Raw genomic sequence first — 13,072 nt, 5'->3', positions numbered from 1 at the left:
GTTTATACTGAGCTTGTCACAATGTGTTATCTTTAGCTGCTAATAAAGCGATAAATTATGTTTGATATTGCGTTATATGAACCTGAAATTGCCCCCAATACGGGTAACATTATTCGCCTCAGTGCGAACTGTGGTGCTAACTTGCATCTGATTGAACCATTAGGATTTGATTTAGACGAGAAAAAAGTACGCCGTGCTGGTTTGGATTATCATGATTTAGCGCATGTCCATCGTCATAAAGATTTTGCTGCTTTCATGCAAGCAATGGAAGGACGTCGTATTTTTGCCTGCACCACCAAAACCACTAATTTCCATACTAATGCGAAATTTAAGCAAGGTGATGTGTTACTTTTTGGCCCAGAAACTCGTGGCCTACCGGCTGAATTTATTGCCAGCCAGCCCCTTGAGCAACGCTTACGTATTCCAATGCAACCCGATAGCCGCAGCTTAAACCTTTCCAATGCAGTTGCGATTATTGCGTTTGAAGCATGGCGACAAATGGATTTTAACGGCGCGGTATAAAACAGAAAAAGGCGATCAATGATCGCCTTTTTTCACATTCAATATGTCTTTTATTGAACATAACGATGGCTAAATACCATCACCTTCAATAAACGTTTGCGAGTTACCATTAAATTGCTGATCCATATCCATCGATGGTTTATCAGAATTTGGTCGCCCAACCACTTTGGCAGGAATACCAGCGACAGTGGTATGGGGAGGTACAGAATTTAACACTACCGAACAAGAGCCTATTTTCGCCCCTTCACCGACTTCGATATTGCCTAACACTTTAGCGCCAGCACCTATCATCACCCCTTCACGGATCTTCGGGTGACGATCGCCACTCTCTTTCCCCGTACCACCTAATGTGACGTCCTGAAGAATTGAAACATCATTTTCAATGACAGCGGTTTCACCAATCACAATACCGGTCGCGTGATCAAACATGATCCCTTGACCGATTTTTGCCGCAGGATGCACATCGACTTGGCAAGCTACCGAGATTTGGTTTTGTAGATAAACCGCTAAGGCTTTTCGATCTTGTTTCCACAACCAGTTAGCCACACGATATCCTTGAAGAGCGTGACAACCTTTAAGATAAAGTAATGGAATAGAATACATCTCAATAGCAGGATCACGTTCAACAACAGCACAAATATCACGTGCTGCCGATTCAACTATCGAACAATCGCTAGCATACGCTTCTTCGATGACCTCACGAACAGCCATCGCTGGCATCGATGGTGTCGCCAATTTATTGGCAAGTATATAACTCAATGCAGCAGCAAGATCATCATGCTTAATAATCGTGGCATGATAAAAACTCGCAAGCATTGGTTCATGCTCTGACTGCTCTCGTGCTTCCTGCTTGATCGCTGGCCAAAGCTGGTGTTGTTGACATTGCTTCACGTCATCCTCTGCTTACTTATCTATTCTTCTTATAACTATACTTAATTAGTCAGGTATTACTTTAACCTGATTGCAAAAAAAAACAACGCGAGCCAAGGCTCGCGTTGTTGAAACAGAAGATAATAAGGTTGTTAGCTTTATATCTTACTGTTATTCATATTTTTTCTCGCGTGCGAGTAATTCTTTAGCAGCCTCACGAGCATCTTTACCTTGATAAAGTACTTGATAAATTTGCTCAGAGATCGGCATCTCAACACCATAACGTTTCGCTAGTTGCCAAACCTCTTTGGTATTACGATAACCTTCAACAACTTGACCAATTTCCTGCTGTGCTTGCTCTACACTTTTACCTGCACCTAGTGCTAAACCAAAACGACGGTTACGGGATTGGTTATCGGTACATGTGAGTACTAAGTCACCCAATCCAGCCATCCCCATAAAGGTTTCAGGCTGTGCACCTAATGCCGCGCCAAGACGACACATTTCCGCAAGACCGCGGGTGATCAACGCTGTACGTGCATTGGCACCAAAGCCAATACCGTCAGACATACCTGCACCAATCGCAATCACATTTTTTACCGCGCCGCCTAGTTGCATCCCCGTAAAATCATTATTGCTATAAACTCTAAAGGTTTTATCACAATGAATCTTTTCTTGAAGATCAGCAACAAACTCCGCATCCGGTGATGCAACAGAAATAGCCGTCGGTAAACCCGCAGCCAGTTCTTGGGCAAAGGTAGGGCCTGATAACACTGCAAGTGGAATATCATTACCTAAAGCATCGACTGCGACATCTTTTAACAGGCGTCCAGTTTCTGGTTCTAACCCTTTGGTCGCCCAACAGACACGTGAATCTGAGCGTAAGAAAGGTTTTACTTGTGATAATACTTGACCAAATACATGACTTGGTACAACAACAAGTAAATCGCGGCTACCTTCAACAGCATCTTGTAAGTTTGACGTTACAATTAACGATTCAGGAAAGTGCACACCAGGAAGAAACGCTTCATTGGCACGATCAATTTCCAATTGTGCAATATGTTCTGGGTCATGGCCCCATAAAATAACATTGGCACCATTTCTGGATAACGCAATAGCAAGTGCTGTGCCGTAAGAGCCAGCACCTAATACTGCCATTGAAATCGTATTATTTGCGTTCTTAGTCATAATTGTTACTTTGCTTATTAAGCTTCAGCGTTTGCTTCTGCTTGGTTTTGTAAGTAGTTCATGAACAATGCATCAAAGTTTACTGGTGCTAGGTTCAATTGTGGGAATGTACCCTTAACGACTAAGCTTGAAATTGTTTCACGCGCGTACGGGAATAGGATGTTCGGGCAGAATGCACCTAGGCAATGCGCTAGTTGTGGTGCTTCCATACCTGCAACAGAGAAGATACCACCCTGCTGAACTTCACAAAGGAATGCATTCTCTTCTTCATTCTTAACTGTAACAGTCAGACGAAGTACAACTTCATACACACCTTCAGCTAGTTCGCGGCTTTGAGTATCAAGATCCAATTTCACATCTGGGTTCCATTCTTTTTGGAACATATCAGGTGAATTAGGCGCTTCAAAAGAAACGTCTTTTAGGAAGATACGTTGAATTTGAAAGTTTTGTTGTGCTTCTGTATTTGCTGCTTCAGCCATTTCCTGAGTCCTTTTTGATGCTCGCTATTACGAGACTTAATGCGCCAGCACAGTGCTAACCACAGGCTGTATTGAATAAATAGACAGCGGTATGACTACGCGTACCGCACATCAAACAATGCGTTATTTTTTACCTTTGCTTTTTACTAACGGCAGGTTTGCTTCGTTCCAAGCAATCAGACCGTCTTTTAGTACATTAACATTGGTAAAACCCGCTTTACTCAAATCATTTGCGGTTGTTTGAGCGGTTTGACCTGTCTTACATACCACAATGATTGGGGCTGTTTTATGTTTTTCAAGCTCTGTAATGTTTTGTTCTTTAATTTGGCTTGGTAAAGCGTGAAGTGAGCCTGCAATATGACCCTTACGGTATTCGTCACGAGAGCGAATATCAACAAACACTCCTTCTTCACGATTGACTAAAACTGTTGCATCGTTAATACCAATAGTTTTATACGTTGCAGTTTTCTCTTTGACCATAGAACCGATGATAGCCACAACTAAACCGATCCAAACTAGAGATAAAATAGGGTTACTGGTTAAAAATTCAATATATTGTTGCATTTGCTTCGCTCTGTTTCATGGCTAAATGGCAGCCAAGATTAACGGGATTTTTAAAGGTTTTGAGTATACCGTTGTTACCTATCATGTACAGCAACGGGTATTCATTCCGCGCTTTAACTCACTTGTTGCTATTAATAAGTGATGCGCACCACCCAGTATAAAAGCGAATCTCGCACTTACCTATTAATGAAATAGAGAAAAACTGTGATCTAGGGCTTACACTCAAGACAATAAATGCATATATTTTGTCGAATAGGTCACAATACGCTCGACAGTAAGTTTGAACTTCTCCTACTGCTTTCAATACTTTCTGTAGTAAAATCACATTAATGGATATTACAATTACCTTAAAAATGCTTTTATATTAAGCAGTTAAGGCAATTGATATAGATTTTCATTTATTCGAAGAGGGACAGAACATGTCTGCGAAGAAACCACTTGCACTTGTTATTTTAGATGGTTGGGGCTACCGCGAAGACAATGCGGATAACGCCATTGCTAACGCTCAAACACCAGTAATGGATGGGCTGCTTGCTCAAAACCCTAACACACTAATTTCAGCTTCTGGTATTGATGTTGGTCTACCTGACGGTCAAATGGGTAACTCTGAAGTAGGTCATACTAATATCGGTGCAGGCCGTGTGGTATACCAAGATCTTACTCGTATTACTAAAGCGATCAGCGATGGTGAGTTTTTCGAAAATGAAGCACTTGTAACGGCTATCGACAAAGCAGTAAACGCAGGTAAAGCGGTTCATATCTTAGGTCTTCTATCTCCTGGTGGCGTACACAGCCACGAAGATCACATTGCTTCTGCAATTGAAATGGCAGCAAAACGTGGCGCAGAGAAAATCTACCTTCACGCATTCCTAGATGGCCGTGATACGCCACCTCGTAGCGCGAAGAATTCACTGGTTCGTTTTAATGAACTATTTGCCAAGCTAGGCAAAGGACGTACCGCATCACTGATTGGTCGTTACTACGCAATGGATCGCGATAATAACTGGGATCGCGTTGAAAAAGCTTACGATCTTATCACTGCCGCTAAAGCTGAGTTCACAGTCGCTAATGCCGTTGACGGTCTAGCTGCGGCTTACGAGCGTGATGAAAATGACGAATTTGTACAAGCAACAGAAGTACGTGCTGAAGGTCAAGAAGCTGCAATCGTGGCAGATGGCGATAGCGTTATTTTCATGAACTACCGTGCTGACCGTGCGCGTGAAATCACACGTGCATTTGAGCCAGGTTTTACCGATTTTGCGCGTGCACAATTCCCACAATTATCTGACTTTGTAATGCTAACGCAATATGCAGCAGATATTGAACTAACAACAGCATTCAAACCAGCAAGCCTAGACAATACATTAGGCGAATGGCTATCGAAGAAAGGCAAAAAACAGCTACGTATTTCTGAAACAGAAAAATACGCGCACGTAACCTTCTTCTTCAATGGCGGTAAAGAAGATGAGTTTGATGGTGAATCACGTCAACTTGTTGCTTCACCAAAAGTAGCCACTTACGATCTTCAACCTGAAATGAGTGCACCAGAGCTAACTGATAAGCTTGTTGCTGCAATCAAAGGTGGTGAGTTCGATATGATCATCTGTAACTACCCTAACGGTGATATGGTTGGCCATACTGGTGTTTACGACGCTGCAGTGAAAGCGTGTGAAGCACTAGATACTTGCCTAGGTAAAGTCGTTGCAGCGATTAAAGAAATGGACGGTCAGTTACTGATCACTGCCGACCACGGTAATGCCGAGATGATGGTTGACCCATCAACCGGTGGTATCCACACAGCACACACTAATCTACCAGTGCCACTTATCTACGTAGGTAGCAAAGACTTAGAACTTAAGTCAGGTGGTAAGCTGTCAGATCTTGCGCCAACGATGCTTTCACTAACAGATATGGAAATCCCTGCAGAGATGTCTGGTCAGGTGCTATACAATCTGAAATAATTATCTCCATGCGAGATATGATTAGAAAACATCTAAACAAAAAAATCCGCGCCAGTGCATTATGCACTGGCGTTCTTTTATGCATGACATTTGCCGTTCCATGTGCAGCGTCCAGTCAAAACCAGCTCGATGGCGTAAAACAGGAAATCTCACGTCAAAAAAATCAACTGGCAAGCAAGCAAAAGAAATACAACAGCTTGCAACAAGATCTAAAACAACACGAACTGAACATTGCCAAAGCTGCGAATGATATTCATGCGACAAACAATCAATTAGCAACCATTAAACGCGCTATTGATAAGTTAAATACGGAACAAACAGCACTAGAACAAAAACAGAAACAACAAAAGGCCGTTGTTGCATCTCTATTAAATGCCCAATTTCGCCAAGGCCAAGACAGTGATATCGCCAGTTTATTAAGCGGTGAGGATTCAACACGCCTTGATCGAATGACAACCTATGCTGAGTACATCAGTAAAGCCCGTGTTAATGCCATCGATGCCCTTGATGCCACGCAAACTGAAATTCAAATGAAAGTGCACCAGCTCAACGAGCAAAAAACAGAGCAGCAACAAGCACTCAACACTCTTAAACAGCAAAAACAAACACTCGATCAACAGCAGCAATCACGTCAAAAAACACTATCTAGCATTAAAAGTCAAATCGATAGCAGCAGTGAAGATTTAGCTGAACTACAAGCCAACGAAAGACAAATGCTCGCTGCCATTGCCAAAGCGAAAGCGGAAGCGGAACGAAGAGCCCGTGAAGAAGCGGCAAGAATTGCTCGTGAAAAAGCGGCAGCTCAAGCACGCATAAAAGCGGCAAAAGAAGCCAAAGCGCGTGCTGCAGCTGAAGCTGAAGCACGTGAGATTGACAAACAATATGCAAACCAACAGGCACGTGTGCCGATGGACGGCCTTGCTCGCCATAAAGGCAAACTATACTGGCCAGTAAAAGGGACTATTTTGCATAATTACGGCTCGCACCAGCAAGGGCAATTACGCTGGAAAGGCATGGTATTTAGCACGCCAATGGGGAGCCAAGTAAAAGCTATTTATTCTGGTCGCATTATTTTTGCAGACTGGCTACGTGGCTATGGTTTGATGATTGGTATTGATCACGGTAAAGGTGACATGAGTTTCTATGGCTATAACCAAACACTACTGAAGAAAGTCGGTGATACGGTCCAAGCTGGAGAGCCAATAGCCTTAGTCGGTGACAGTGGTGGCCAAACCCAACCCGGACTCTACTTTGAGATCCGCCGTAAAGGCCAGCCAATAGATCCTAAACCTTGGCTTGATTAAGCTCCACTCTAATACTTAAAATAAAAAGGTTGGTGATAGTTATTATCCCAACCTTTTTTAATATCGCTTCTTTCGCAACGGATTTTTAACGCTTTGCTTGCTGTTCCTGTTGCTCGTAATACTGTTTCAATGCTTCTACACGTTCGCAGCCTAACGGTGTTGCCAGCGGCCTTACAATATTAAGTATCTGAATAACACCTTTATAGATAACCGTTGGGGTTATTTTAGCACCAGCGACTTGGGTCGTTTGATAGCTAATCCAACTTGATGCTACCATCAACAACGTCTCAGCCAAGGTTTTCAAATCTTCATCATCGATATCAACCAATCCACCTTCTTTTAAGCTTTGCATCAATATCGCGATATTACTGCGAAGTTGCGCCTGTGCTTCGAGATATTTAAGCTGTAATTCAGGATCACGACGTAAAATATCAGGCAAATTTGCGTAGAAAAAACGATAGCGCCACATCAGCAAAAATACAGCATCAAGGTAACTCAACAGACTTTCTGTCGTTTCCGCTTCACTACGCGGTTGAAAGCTCACTTGTAAGTCAGTGGCATATAAATCAAAAATACTGTGGATGATCTGTTCTTTATTTCTAAAATGATAATAAAGATTACCCGGACTGATCGCGAGATCGGCGGCGATATGGTTCGTCGTTACGTTTGGCTCTCCACGCTCATTAAATAACGCTAAAGCGGCATGAATAATTCTGTCTCGGGTTTTCATTTGATTGACTTCCTTCGCCCTTCTTCTACATATAATGTATCATAAGTTAACGTTTTTTTTGCTCTGTAGCGCCATAGCTACAAGTTGTTATTTCATCAATGAAGGATTTTCTCCCATGATAATTGTTACTGGCGGCGCCGGCATGATCGGCAGCAACATCGTAAAAGCCCTTAACGAGCAAGGTTGTAACGATATTTTAGTGGTGGATAACCTCAAAGACGGGACTAAATTTGCCAACCTTGTCGATTTAGACATTGCCGATTACATGGACAAAGAAGACTTCATCACCCAGATTATGGCGGGAGATGAGTTCGGAAATATTGAAGCCATTTTCCATGAAGGTGCTTGCTCAGCAACCACTGAGTGGGACGGTAAATACATGATGCTCAATAACTATGAGTACTCAAAAGAGCTATTACATTACTGTTTAGAGCGCCAAATCCCGTTCCTTTATGCTTCATCTGCAGCAACCTATGGTGGTCGCGATCATGACTTCATCGAAGAAAAGCCATACGAAGGTGCACTGAACGTTTATGGTTATTCGAAACAACAATTTGATAACTATGTTCGCCGTATTTGGCAAGATGCTGAAGCACATGGTGAGAAACTATCGCAAATTACTGGCTTCCGTTATTTCAATGTGTACGGCCCGCGTGAGCAACACAAAGGTAGTATGGCCTCTGTCGCCTTTCACCTAAACACTCAAATTAACGCAGGTGGCAACCCAAAACTATTTGAAGGCTCTGAAACCTTTAAGCGTGATTTTGTTTATGTTGGCGATGTATGCAAAATGAACCTATGGTTCTTAGCAAATAGTGTATCCGGTATTTTTAACTGTGGTACAGGCAATGCTGAATCTTTCCAAGCAGTAGCTGATGCTGTCGTTAAATATCATGGCAAAGGTGAAGTTGAGTCAGTTCCCTTCCCTGAGCACCTAAAAGGTCGTTACCAAACTTACACCCAAGCAGATCTGACTAAAGTGCGCGCTGCAGGCTATACAGAAACGTTTAAATCTGTTGCAGAAGGCGTTGCAGAATACATGACAATCCTAAACAAATAATAACGATATGATTGATAACCATTACGATAAACAAGCTTATAACCCACAATTTGAATGGTCTTTTCTAGCACCTAAATATTGGGGGACATGGCTTGCCGTTATCCTCGCTTCTCTATTTTGCTTGCTGCCCCATAAAGCACGCCGCGCAATTGCGAGTACCTTTGCTAAACAAGCTATCAAGTTAAATAGCAAATCAAACCGTCGTGCGCGCGTAAACTTACAGATGTGCTTTCCTGACAAAACCGATGCTGAACGTGAAGATATTCTACTGCAAAGTATCACCACCGCAGGTACATTCTTGCTGGGGTTTGCATCGTTAAGTGTACGTAGCAAATTTTGGTTAGAAGATAATACCGTGATCCGCGGGATGGAGAACCTCACCACTCTCACCGATCAGCAGCAAAGCGTGATTTTGTTAGTCCCTCACACTTGGGCGATTGATATTCCTGCGGTACTGCTTGCATCACGCGGTTTACCTGTTTCTGCAATGGCGAAAAAGCAGAAAAACCCAGTCTCAGACTGGTTGATGCATCGTCAACGTGTGCAATACGGCGGCCGTGTTTATGAACGCAGTGGTGGTATTAAACCGTTTATTAAATCGATTCGCGAAGGGTACTTAGGTTACTACTTACCCGATGAAGATCTTGGCCCTGAGCACAGCGTATTTGTCGATTTCTTTGCTACCACCAAAGCAACAATGTCAGGTCTTGGCCGACTGTCTAAATTAAGTCGCGCAAAGATCGTACCGCTTTTTGCGATGTACAACAGTGAATCAGGTAAATATGAATTAGATTTCTACCCTGCTCTGCCTTTCCCTAGTGACACTGAAGAGCAAGATGCCCGCATGATGAACGAATGTATCGAGCAATACGTGAGTGAGCGTCCAGAACAATACATGTGGATTCTGCGTTTATTAAAGACACGACCTAATAGTGATGAGAACCCGTATGAATAGTAATAAATTCTTTAATAAATTAGCCGACTTTCTAATTTTACTTCCGATTTTTTGGAGCTTTACCGGTTTATTCCATTTATATAATGGCGATAAAATTCTGGTTGTGTTAACGCTTATTTCAGCATTGGCATCAGTTATTAAGTATAAAAAATCGGCTATTGTTATCAACATAAAAAGTAAATATGTCTGGTTAATGTACAGCCTTTTATTTATATCAATAACCGCAGATATTCTAAATTTATATAACCCAATAAATATAAGAGCTATTGCAATTCTCTGTGTATTTTTAACCTTTTTACCTTGTCAATTAATCACTAGAAAAGTTTTAATATTCTCATGCTTTATTGGTTGTATTAATGCATTGTTTTTTGTTGTTCACTTTACGTATATAGATCCAGTAAATAGAGGTTTCTGGCCTATTAATGCAATCCCATTTGCTACTTATATTTGTTTTATTTCAGCTATTGTATTCATCTTATTACTCACAAGTAAGACGGTTAAAGAAAAATTCGCTCTTACTTTAACGTTAATAATTTCTATCATGAGTCTAGCTATAACAGAAACTCGTGGTGCTCTTGTTGCATTATTACCAACACTAATAAGCATTTATTTCTATTATGCATATCAACGAAAAACGTTAAAGAAAAGCATTGTTATTAGCTTAATAAGCATCACTCTAATCTTTACTGCGATCTATCCAATAATTAAAGATAGAATAATTCAAACCCAACAAGAGATCACACAAATAGACGATGGTAATACTGATACTTCTATAGGATTAAGATTAAACTTTTGGATAGCAGGAATTAACTTAATTGAACAGTCACCGTTTGTTGGTTATGGTCAAAATTACTATTCTCAATTAAACCAGTTAGCAAAAGAAAAAGTTATTATTCAGGCTGCTGCTAATTATAAACCACCACACTTCCATAACCAGTTTATAGATATTGCTGTAAAATGTGGCCTTTTCGGCTTGGCTTTTTTATTAGTCCTAATATTTATCCCCATTTTCTTTGTTAGGAATAAATCTTCATTAAATGCCATCTGTATCTATTCTTTTATATCTATATTGATATTGTCGGGACTAACTGATGTGCCTTTCTTCCATAAACAAATATTTATAATCTATTTTTTATGTATTGGAATATTTCTTAGCAGAGAGAAGTTTGAGTCATAAAAAAGGGGCTTTATAGCCCCTTTCCTTCAATAAATGATATATATTCTTTCCCGATAGAGTCCGAACCAAATTTATTTCTTATTACTTCTTTATTAATATTAATATTATCTAACAATAAATCATCAACTCGTTTGGCAATTATTTCTGCATCATAGCTATCTACCAGATATTTTTTTAAATCATCAACCAGTATCTCAGATGGCCCTGTTGGACAATTTGTGCTCAAAACAGGAGTACCAAGAATTAGAGCTTCAATTAAAACGGTTGGGAGCCCCTCATGCAATGAGGTTAAAACAAGTATTTTTGCTTTTTTTATTATTGGATAAGGGTTTTGACAAAACGGATAAATGACAACACGTTCCTGAATTCCAAGCTCTCTTGCTCTTTTCATTATGGCTTCTTCGAGTCTCCCCTGACCAATAATAATCAGAGGAATATTACTCTTCATTTTTAATAAGACATCTAAAAGTAATAATAAGTTTTTTTGTTTTTCAAGACGTCCAACAAAAACAATGTAATCATTAGGCAGTGGATAAACAGACTCACTTCCTGCTAATCTATTAATCTTTTCTATATTAAATGAATTATAAATTGTCGAGAGAGAAGAATAACTGCTAGCAGCATGTTCTTTAACAAATTTTCTTATTCCTTGAGATACACATAAAACATGTTTATCTTTGATTTTTCGTTTAAGTTTTCTTTTAAATTTAAGCTTTTTAACCCAACCTTTATTATTGTAAGAATGCTCATCAGAATTGTGAATGCAATGAACAAAACGCTTATCATTAATGAATGAAATAATATCGTTAGTTTCACCATGAACAGAAAACACAGCCCTAAATGGTTCATCACTCTCAATTTTATTTAAGAATGATAATAAATATTTCGTATATTTATTGGCATCTTTATAAGGAATATATTTTTCTATTGCCATATTATGACACTGAACATTTTTAGGTAATAGTAACTCTTGATCACTATTTAATGTTATTAAATCGCAACGATGCCCCATTGCTGTTAAAGTTTCAGCAAGACGTAAAGTGACAACCTGAACCCCTTCAACCTTCAGATCTCGTAAAAAAAATCCAATTCTCATTGTATTGCCTTCAATATATTTGCTCTGGCTTCTTCTAGTTGCTCATATCCGAACTCATATACATATACACTATCATTATCGCAAATAGGCTCTCGATTAAAGATGGTCTGAGAATGTCTACCTAATGGTTTCCACTCTTCATAGTTCATTCTATTTTCACGATATATACCAATTACAGGTTTATCTAATGCCGAAGCCATGTGTACTACTGCGGTATCAGGAGTAAATGTAAAATCAGCCTTATCGATAATAGCTAAAGACATTTCAAGGCTCGCTTTATCTGTCGGTAAGAGCAAATTAGACGAAGAAAATTGGCTGTTCAGCTTCGTTAAAAATTTCTCTTCACCTGGCGTTGGTAATAAAACCAACAAGTCTTCAGGATGCTTCTCCAACCAATATTTCATCAAAGATGCTGCTTTTTCAAAACTGAATCGTCTATATTTACCTGAACCAAAAAAGTTAATACCAACTATATTTTTATAATCTTTATCTATTATTAATGAGTCAAGAAATTCAAGCTCTTTATTATAGTTTGGTACAGGAGGTTTTTCAGAAGTCAAACAATCTTTATTCGTTAAAATTTTTGTCGCATTAATATATCGTTGATAAAAATGCATCTGATTACTGTCAATAGAAACATCAATGATATTAAATCTATCCGCACTGAACCCTAAATAATGTTTAGCATTTATGTATTTCGCAATAAATATTTCTTTGTAAGAAAAACCATTTGACACATCAACAAATACGTCATATTTATTTTTATAAGGCTGTAATGTTTTACGTAAATTATGCTTGCCTAATAAAATATATTCATCGATAAAAGAAACTTTATTTAACCATAACTTAGTTGTTTTACGACATATAACGGTAATTTTTATGTCTGGGCGATGTAAACGCAGGTTATTGATAAGAATGCCAGCCATAATACAATCACCAAGCTTATCATCCCAACGAAATATAACTATATGCTTCACATCTTCTGCGCAAAAAACATCGGAACAGTCCCGATGATCATAAAGCGCACAAGCCGCTTTAAGTTTTATCGCTTTTTGTGTATTTCGAACGGTGCGCCACTTTGCTTTTAGTCGCTTAATCAAATTCATCTGATAACCTTTACTAAACATTTTTCATAAATACAATGACGATATTCGATATCTTCATTC

13 protein-coding genes are annotated in these 13,072 nt (G+C 39.6%); 6 read left to right on the top strand and 7 right to left on the bottom strand.

Annotated elements, in window-relative coordinates; all coding sequences use genetic code 11:
- Nucleotides 1-57: 57 nt before the first annotated feature.
- The gene (locus C9J40_RS12630) at nt 58-522 is read left to right on the top strand and encodes a tRNA (cytidine(34)-2'-O)-methyltransferase (protein WP_107247079.1); all 465 of its coding nucleotides are present in this window, start codon (nt 58-60) and stop codon (nt 520-522) included.
- A gap of 69 nt (nt 523-591) precedes the next feature.
- Here the strand turns inward: C9J40_RS12630 and cysE are convergent, their stop codons facing one another.
- The 4 genes from cysE to C9J40_RS12610 all read right to left on the bottom strand — a co-directional run bounded on the left by cysE (nt 592) and on the right by C9J40_RS12610 (nt 3,623).
- On the bottom strand, nt 592-1,413 hold the full coding sequence (gene cysE / locus C9J40_RS12625; protein WP_107207466.1) for a serine O-acetyltransferase: 822 nt from the start codon (nt 1,411-1,413) through the stop codon (nt 592-594).
- Nucleotides 1,414-1,563: 150 nt separating this feature from the next.
- Nucleotides 1,564-2,580 carry an NAD(P)H-dependent glycerol-3-phosphate dehydrogenase gene (gene gpsA, locus C9J40_RS12620; RefSeq protein WP_107247077.1) on the bottom strand — a complete coding sequence of 339 codons (1,017 nt, stop codon included), beginning with the start codon at nt 2,578-2,580 and terminating at the stop codon, nt 1,564-1,566.
- Between the two features lie 17 nt (nt 2,581-2,597).
- Nucleotides 2,598-3,059 carry a protein-export chaperone SecB gene (gene secB, locus C9J40_RS12615; RefSeq protein ID WP_045083845.1) on the bottom strand — a complete coding sequence of 154 codons (462 nt, stop codon included), beginning with the start codon at nt 3,057-3,059 and terminating at the stop codon, nt 2,598-2,600.
- Nucleotides 3,060-3,182: 123 nt separating this feature from the next.
- Nucleotides 3,183-3,623 (bottom strand): rhodanese-like domain-containing protein, encoded by a 441-nt coding sequence (locus C9J40_RS12610; protein ID WP_005371904.1) that lies wholly within the window; start codon nt 3,621-3,623, stop codon nt 3,183-3,185.
- Between the two features lie 419 nt (nt 3,624-4,042).
- On the opposite strand from C9J40_RS12610, the gene gpmM reads away from it, so the two are divergent.
- The gene (gene gpmM / locus C9J40_RS12605; protein ID WP_107247075.1) at nt 4,043-5,584 is read left to right on the top strand and encodes a 2,3-bisphosphoglycerate-independent phosphoglycerate mutase; all 1,542 of its coding nucleotides are present in this window, start codon (nt 4,043-4,045) and stop codon (nt 5,582-5,584) included.
- Between the two features lie 8 nt (nt 5,585-5,592).
- Nucleotides 5,593-6,888: a murein hydrolase activator EnvC gene (gene envC, locus C9J40_RS12600; RefSeq protein WP_107247074.1), complete on the top strand. Its 1,296-nt coding sequence runs from the start codon at nt 5,593-5,595 to the stop codon at nt 6,886-6,888.
- An 85-nt stretch (nt 6,889-6,973) separates the two neighbouring features.
- On the opposite strand, the gene C9J40_RS12595 is transcribed toward envC, so the two are convergent.
- Entirely contained in the window at nt 6,974-7,618 is a 645-nt protein-coding gene (locus C9J40_RS12595; RefSeq protein WP_107207462.1) for a TetR/AcrR family transcriptional regulator, read from the bottom strand.
- Nucleotides 7,619-7,733: 115 nt separating this feature from the next.
- On the opposite strand from C9J40_RS12595, the gene rfaD reads away from it, so the two are divergent.
- The 3 genes from rfaD to C9J40_RS12580 are packed head-to-tail and all read left to right on the top strand — an operon-like array spanning nt 7,734 to nt 10,810.
- Nucleotides 7,734-8,678, top strand: coding sequence for an ADP-glyceromanno-heptose 6-epimerase (gene rfaD, locus C9J40_RS12590; protein ID WP_045083840.1), 945 nt, complete (start codon nt 7,734-7,736; stop codon nt 8,676-8,678).
- A 7-nt stretch (nt 8,679-8,685) separates the two neighbouring features.
- Nucleotides 8,686-9,633: a lauroyl-Kdo(2)-lipid IV(A) myristoyltransferase gene (gene lpxM / locus C9J40_RS12585; RefSeq protein ID WP_107247072.1), complete on the top strand. Its 948-nt coding sequence runs from the start codon at nt 8,686-8,688 to the stop codon at nt 9,631-9,633.
- Nucleotides 9,626-10,810, top strand: coding sequence for an O-antigen ligase (locus tag C9J40_RS12580; protein WP_158259555.1), 1,185 nt, complete (start codon nt 9,626-9,628; stop codon nt 10,808-10,810). Before lpxM ends, C9J40_RS12580 begins: the two co-directional genes overlap by 8 nt.
- A gap of 10 nt (nt 10,811-10,820) precedes the next feature.
- On the opposite strand, the gene C9J40_RS12575 is transcribed toward C9J40_RS12580, so the two are convergent.
- Both C9J40_RS12575 and C9J40_RS12570 read right to left on the bottom strand, forming a co-directional pair.
- Nucleotides 10,821-11,906, bottom strand: coding sequence for a glycosyltransferase (locus C9J40_RS12575; RefSeq protein WP_107247069.1), 1,086 nt, complete (start codon nt 11,904-11,906; stop codon nt 10,821-10,823).
- Nucleotides 11,903-13,012, bottom strand: a complete 1,110-nt coding sequence (locus C9J40_RS12570) for a glycosyltransferase family 9 protein (RefSeq protein ID WP_158259554.1) — start codon at nt 13,010-13,012, stop codon at nt 11,903-11,905. Before C9J40_RS12570 ends, C9J40_RS12575 begins: the two co-directional genes overlap by 4 nt.
- Between the last annotated feature and the right edge of the window lie 60 nt (nt 13,013-13,072).

Source organism: Photobacterium sp. GB-72 (assembly GCF_003026095.1).
Taxonomy (GTDB): domain Bacteria; phylum Pseudomonadota; class Gammaproteobacteria; order Enterobacterales; family Vibrionaceae; genus Photobacterium.
This window is presented reverse-complemented; position numbering and strand designations above follow the sequence as displayed.